This window comes from Spirosoma arboris, assembly GCF_009754945.1.
Lineage (GTDB): Bacteria > Bacteroidota > Bacteroidia > Cytophagales > Spirosomataceae > Spirosoma > Spirosoma arboris.
The window spans coordinates 1-670 of sequence record NZ_WPIN01000076.1 but is presented as its reverse complement, the minus strand read 5'-3'; the positions used below and the strand labels follow the sequence as shown (position 1 = coordinate 670).

General features: G+C 45.2%; 1 protein-coding gene. It reads left to right on the top strand.

What is annotated here, in order from left to right; genetic code table 11:
* A partial coding sequence (locus GO755_RS40720) for a hypothetical protein (protein WP_227687302.1) occupies nucleotides 1-287 on the top strand: 287 nt, incomplete at its 5' end.
* Nucleotides 288-670 lie beyond the last annotated feature (383 nt).

Below are 670 nucleotides of genomic sequence, written 5' to 3'. Positions count from 1 at the left end.
AGCTCTTTAAGCTCATACATCCGATGAAAGAACCCGACATGGATCAAACTAATCAGGAAATTGGGCAGGACTTATTGGGTCAACGCCAATTGATTGAGCGTCAGTTAGCGCAGTATGATCAATTGATCACTTGTCTAGGGCAGGTAGTGCACTTGCTAGAGGCCTTACAGGTGCCTAAAGATGCCCACTTAGTTAAAAAAGTAAGTCAGAAGGGCCTAGCCTACTACCGCCGTCGACGCGATCAATTGAGCGTCTACTACGAAACAATCGTGGCTGAATCTCCCTAAGCTTGTTGAGATTCCTTACTGATCATCACCAGTCTAAGCTGGCATATGCCATGAATAAGTCTAGGATTGGGAGATTTGCTAAATACAGCTCTTGCCAGAGCGTCTTTGGAATAGATCGATTTAGATCAAGGTCTAAAAGCTGGTTTTAATGGGCGTCCGACAGGGATGGAGATCCATATTTTGGCTATTTTTCCAGGAATGTAACAACTAGCGGCAGTGGGGTATAGCTTAAACGTAGTAAATTAAGAGGCAATTCCTCCCATCCTTTACTGCTTGTTAATATGGCTACTGAACTTAATCCCGGTGACCGGGTCGAGATTACGCGTACTGCTAAAGGAGGTTACTTCAAGGGACGCTACCTGGCCACTGTCGTGTGCTATTTG